The sequence below is a fragment of the Achromobacter sp. Marseille-Q0513 genome (genome assembly GCF_018195695.1).
GTDB lineage: Bacteria > Pseudomonadota > Gammaproteobacteria > Burkholderiales > Burkholderiaceae_B > Achromobacter.
Map to the genome: position 1 here is coordinate 1 of NZ_JAGTJY010000285.1, position 4,893 is coordinate 4,893.

Annotated in this window: 6 protein-coding genes; 2 read left to right on the plus strand and 4 right to left on the minus strand. The window is 61.6% G+C overall.

All coding sequences use genetic code 11. From position 1 onward, the window contains the following. The 3 genes from KDH83_RS29475 to KDH83_RS29485 form a co-directional block, all read right to left on the minus strand. Nucleotides 1-828: hypothetical protein (locus KDH83_RS29475; RefSeq protein WP_212322327.1), on the minus strand; the 828-nt coding region annotated here is incomplete at its 3' end. Continuing rightward, nucleotides 821-1,099, minus strand: a complete 279-nt coding sequence (locus tag KDH83_RS29480) for an acyl carrier protein (protein WP_212322329.1) — start codon at nucleotides 1,097-1,099, stop codon at nucleotides 821-823. The genes KDH83_RS29475 and KDH83_RS29480, both read right to left, overlap by 8 nt. A 1-nt stretch (nucleotide 1,100) precedes the next feature. Then, complete coding sequence (locus KDH83_RS29485) at nucleotides 1,101-1,982, minus strand: diiron oxygenase (RefSeq protein ID WP_212322331.1); 882 nt, start codon at nucleotides 1,980-1,982, stop codon at nucleotides 1,101-1,103. 375 nt (nucleotides 1,983-2,357) lie between these two features. On the opposite strand from KDH83_RS29485, the gene KDH83_RS29490 reads away from it, so the two are divergent. Further along, nucleotides 2,358-3,305, plus strand: coding sequence for a LysR family transcriptional regulator (locus tag KDH83_RS29490; RefSeq protein WP_212322333.1), 948 nt, complete (start codon nucleotides 2,358-2,360; stop codon nucleotides 3,303-3,305). On the opposite strand, the gene KDH83_RS29495 is transcribed toward KDH83_RS29490, so the two are convergent. Then, nucleotides 3,262-3,804, minus strand: a complete 543-nt coding sequence (locus KDH83_RS29495) for a GNAT family N-acetyltransferase (protein ID WP_249205444.1) — start codon at nucleotides 3,802-3,804, stop codon at nucleotides 3,262-3,264. The two genes, KDH83_RS29490 and KDH83_RS29495, sit on opposite strands and share 44 nt — an antisense overlap. Nucleotides 3,805-3,949: 145 nt before the next feature. On the opposite strand from KDH83_RS29495, the gene KDH83_RS29500 reads away from it, so the two are divergent. Beyond that, nucleotides 3,950-4,822: a helix-turn-helix domain-containing protein gene (locus tag KDH83_RS29500; RefSeq protein ID WP_212322335.1), complete on the plus strand. Its 873-nt coding sequence runs from the start codon at nucleotides 3,950-3,952 to the stop codon at nucleotides 4,820-4,822. Nucleotides 4,823-4,893: the final 71 nt, after the last annotated feature.

Sequence of the window (4,893 nt, forward strand, 5' to 3'; positions counted from 1 at the left end):
GGCAATGGCCCGCTCGATATCGTTGTCGTAGACCTCCAGCATCGCGTGTATCCAGCGCTCCAGGCCCATGCCGATGCAGGCCGTGTGGGCGGTCTGGCCGTCCACGCTGCTGATGTTGAAGCGCTGGCCGAAGAAGTTGCGGTGGAAGTTGGACGAGGAAATCGCCAGATCGTCGCCGTACACCATCTCCTGCTTGGTCGGAAACATCTGCTGCATGACCGCTCGGGCGGAGTTGGGATCGAAGAACGGGTCCGTCGCGTTCTCCAGCCTGGTCTCGACGCCAAGGGCGCCCGCCAGGTCATGGATGCGGCCGCGCGCCAGGCTCAGCGCCCGGGTCACCGGCTCCGTCTCGCCGATGAACACGATCTCGCGCATGCTGAAGGATTTCAGCCGCCGCAGCCCCGAGTAATGGCTTTCGTTGCGAAAGCAGTTCGCCGCCGTGGTGATGGTCTTCAGGCGGCCGACCGGCGCGTCGCGGTGATGGCTGTACACCGGATAGCAGGCCGCCGGCGGCAGGATGTGGGTCGCCTGGGCCAGGCAGTCGTGGCTGATTTCGGTCCAGGCTTCCCGGCTGGCGCCGCGCTTGTCGTTCATGGCCCGGGCGTCAGTCGCTGACACCAGCAACGGCAACTGCGGGAAGTTCTTGAAGTAGTCCAGCGCGTCCACGTCGGCCACATTCAGCAGCGGCGGGAACTGCATGCGCTCGGCCTGCAGCGAGGCCGCGATGTTCAGGAAGCTGGCGTCCAGCAGGTCCTTCAGCCGGACCGCCAGCGGATCGAGCGTGACCAGCCCTTGGTGGGTAGCCCAGTACTTGCCGGAATCACACATTCACCACCCCCGCTTTCTGGTTGAAGTTGTCGTAGATGCCGCGAACCGTGCGGAAGGCGCCGACGTCGCCGGAGTCGAGCAGGATCTCGCAGCCGAAGTGGTCCTCCAGGAACAGCAGGAACTCCACGAACATCAGGGAATCGACGATGCGGCTTTCGATCAGGTCCACCGTGTCGTCGATATGGACGTCGCCCAGTTCCGGATTGCGCTCCGCGACGAAGCGCTTGATTTTCTGTGTCAGTGCGGCCAGGGCCGGGTTTTGATTATTCATTTCAGGCTGCCCCTATTTTTGCGAAGAATTTCCTTACCTTGGCCGTCATGGCCTCGTGATGGGATTGCCGGCCCGGATCGGCCATGACGGCATTGCGAAATTGATAGGCGTCGGCGATGCCGGCATCCCGGTACATGGCCGGGTAGTACAGCGAGTCCAGGCACCAGCCGATATAGCGATCCAGATAGGCGCGGCATGCGTCGATATCCTCGTCCGCGCAATTCTTGCGCGCCTTGTCGAACAGATCCGCCACGATGGCGCGACCAAACGCCATGTGGCGCGCCTCTTCATAATGGTGCAAGGCATTGAGTTCGCGTATTACCGCGGGCACGGCCTCGTCGGCCGCGATAATGACGTTGTAGTAATCGAGCATTTCCTCCAGGATCAGGATCCTGGCGAATATCAGGAAGGCATTGGCGGCGGGCTTTAATGGCTGCGCCTGGAATTGCGAGCGCTTGTCGACATAGACCTTGCCTCCGTAACGGGTGCAGAAATTGGAAAAGAACCAGCTATGGTTGTTTTCCTCGCACACGAAATGGTGCATGTAGTCCGATACGTCCTCATAGCCGGGACTGTGCATGCAGTTCAGTACGTCGCGCAGCAAATGCCGTTCGCCATGGACGTTGAAACTGTAAAACCAGATGCTTTCCCATTTGCTGAGCCTGAGCAGCTGCTCGGGCGTCAGCGTTGCGCCTGCCTGGGTGCCATGCACCGTCATCAGCTCGTGCGGCATCCACATGACGTCCTCGGGCAGCGACTCGGGCCAGGCGATGTCCAGGAACGGATTGGTCTTGTTCCGGATGGACAGGGCCGTGAGGCGGTCGACGGTCGCCTTGCGTTGCGCGTGCGTGTCGGTCCTGACCGGATTTGCGGTATCCAGCATTTTGTCTCCTTCGCATGACATGGTTATCTTTCTGACGAAGCCGGCCCGTCGCGGGCGCGCCGGAAAACCTTGCGCCCTGGGCCGTAAAACAGCAAAACGCCTGCCGGCATGCGCATCCAGCGCGTGCGTGGCATATCGGGCGCGCTTTCTCGGGGAAAGCGCGCCTGAAACAGGAAGAGGGGATATTCAGACGGCCGGCGAACGCCGGCCATGCCCGATCCGAAAATGCTGCGAATAATCAGACGCCCGGAGCGGAGAAATCATTGATAATCCCTTCAGTGACAAAAAATAACTAAACGGAGTATGCAGCCATGATCACCTGGAATAAATGGTGCGTCACGAATTTCACTCTTGCGGAACTTGGAGTAATTTTTGATGGACAAGCTGAAAAGCATGGCGGCATTCGTATGTATCGCGGAGCAGGGCAGCCTGACCGCCGCCTCGCAGGTATTGGGCGCGTCCTTGCCGACAGTGGTGCGCACGCTGGCGGCGCTGGAAGCCGATCTGGGCGTGCGGCTGTTCAACCGCAGCACCCGGCGCATCGCGCTCACCAATGAAGGCCTGTGCTACCTGGACAGCTGCCGCCACGTGCTGGCAACCCTGGAAGAGGCCGAATCGGCGCTGCGCGAAGACACGGGCGAACTTGCCGGCCAGCTGACGATCACGGCGCCGGTGCTGTTCGGCCAGATGCACGTGGCGCCATCGCTGAATCGCTTTGTCCGGCAACACCACAAGGTGCGCTGCAGCCTGGTGCTGGCGGACCGCCAGGTGAATCTGCTGGAAGAGGGCATAGACCTGGGCGTGCGCATCGGCCGGCTCAACGATTCCTCGCTCGTCGCGCACCAGGTCGGGCAGGTGCGGCGCATGGTGGTGGCCGCGCCCGCCTACCTGTCGGCCCAGGGCGAGCCGGCGCATCCCAAGGACCTGCTGCAGGCCAACTGCATCGACTTCTCCGGCGCCGGCCATTCCTGGTGGGCCTTCCAGAATAATGGCCGCATGTTCACCTTGCCGGTGGCCGGCAACCTGGAGTTCAACCATGTCGCCCCGGCGCTGGGCGCCTGCCTGGACGGCCTGGGCTTTGGCATGTTCCTGTCCTACCAGGTGGCGCCGCACGTGGCGCAAGGCCGCCTGACCACCGTGCTGGCCGACTACGAACTGCCGCCCCGGCCGGTCAGCGTCATCTATCCGCACGCAAAGCTGCTGCCGGCCCGCACGCGCGCGTTCATCGAATGGATCAAGACGGATCTGGCCAGCGAGGGCTGCTTCACCAGCGCCACCCCTATCCCCGCAGCGCCTGCCATTCTTCCTTGCCGATGCGGCTGATGTGCTCGGTGCGATAGTCGTTCAGGAATGGGTTGAACTTGTTTTCCTCGGTGTGGTGATGCCTGAACCCGCACTTGGCCTGAGCCTTGGCCGACTGCAGGTTGTCGGCAAAATAGCCGCACCACAAGGCCCGCATGCGCAGGTCTTCGAAGCCATGGCGCATCAGTTCGCCGACGGCTTCCGGTATCAGCCCCTGGCCCCAATAGGGCACGCCGATCCAATAGGCCACCTCGGCCTCGTCGTCGGCGATCTCGAAATTGCTGTCCTGGCCGATCAGCAGGCCGGCCATGCCGATCGCCATGTCGTCTTCCTTGCGCGCCACGGCATAGACCTCCGGGCGCGCGAACACGGTCTGGATCACCTCCAGGCTATAGGCCGGGCTGTCGTGCACCGGCCACCCCGCGATGGGACCGACACGGTCATCGCTCGCGTAGCGATACAGGCTGGGCGCGTCGCTGTCGCGCCAGGGGCGCATGATCAGGCGTGGGGTGTGCAGCATGATTCCTCTCTGGATTCCACCGATGAAACAGGCCAAATTGTAGAAACGGACAAGCGCGAGGGTAAGGCAGTGATCAGGGTAGAATCGGTAAATTTGAAAACTAATGGCTGGAAATTGAAGAATCTTCCAGCAAAAAACAGCCTAAATGGAAACTTGCTACCAGGCTTTGGCCGACGGCGCCGATGATGTGTACATGGGCGACTGCCAATTCGACGCGCCGCTCGGCCGCCCCGTGCCGCTGGCCTATGTGACCGTGCTGGTCTGCCGCCAGGGCAGCGCCGAATGGGAAGTGAATTTCCAGTCGTACCGGATGGCGCCGGGCGATTTCCTGGTGCTGGCCGAGGATTCCATCGCGCGGCCAAAGAGCAGCACGGACGGGTTCGCCTGCGCCGCCTACCTGATGAAGCGCGCCATCGCCGCAGAGGTCGCGTCCGGTTTACCCAACCGCTTGTTCCGCTACCTGAGCCGCAATCCGTTTTTCACCGCGGAGCAGGGCGGGGCGGCATTCATGGCCGCCTGGCAGGCGCTGGCCGCCATGCTTGGCCAGCAATGCGCCAGCCATCGACGGGCCATGCTGGTCAATCATTTCCAGAACCTGTTCCTGTGGATCTGCGAACGGACGGACGCACTGCAGGCCGAGGCAAGCAACGATTTCAGCCGGCCCGAGGCCATCTGCTGGCGGTTCTGGGAATTGATAGGCAAGCACTGCCGGCGCCAGCGGGAGGTCGCGTTCTATGCCGACCTGTTGCACATCACGCCCTATTACCTGGCGCAACTGAGCCGGAAGTACTTCAACGACGCCCCCAAGACGCTGATCGACCGCCAGGTGGTGCTGGAGATCAAGAAGCAGCTGGCCCAACCCGGGCGCTCCATCCAGCAGATAGCCGATGCGCTGCACTTCGCCGACGCGTCCTATCTGGGCAAGTACTTCAAGCGTCATACCGGCGCAGGCCTGGGCGAACGGCGGAAACATCAGGCGGCGGCCTTGGGCAATGCAAAAAGCAAAACCGCAATATGAAATGCAATTTTGCCATGCATCATTTTAAACAATGAATTAAACAGAAAATAATTACTAAAACATCATTTCAT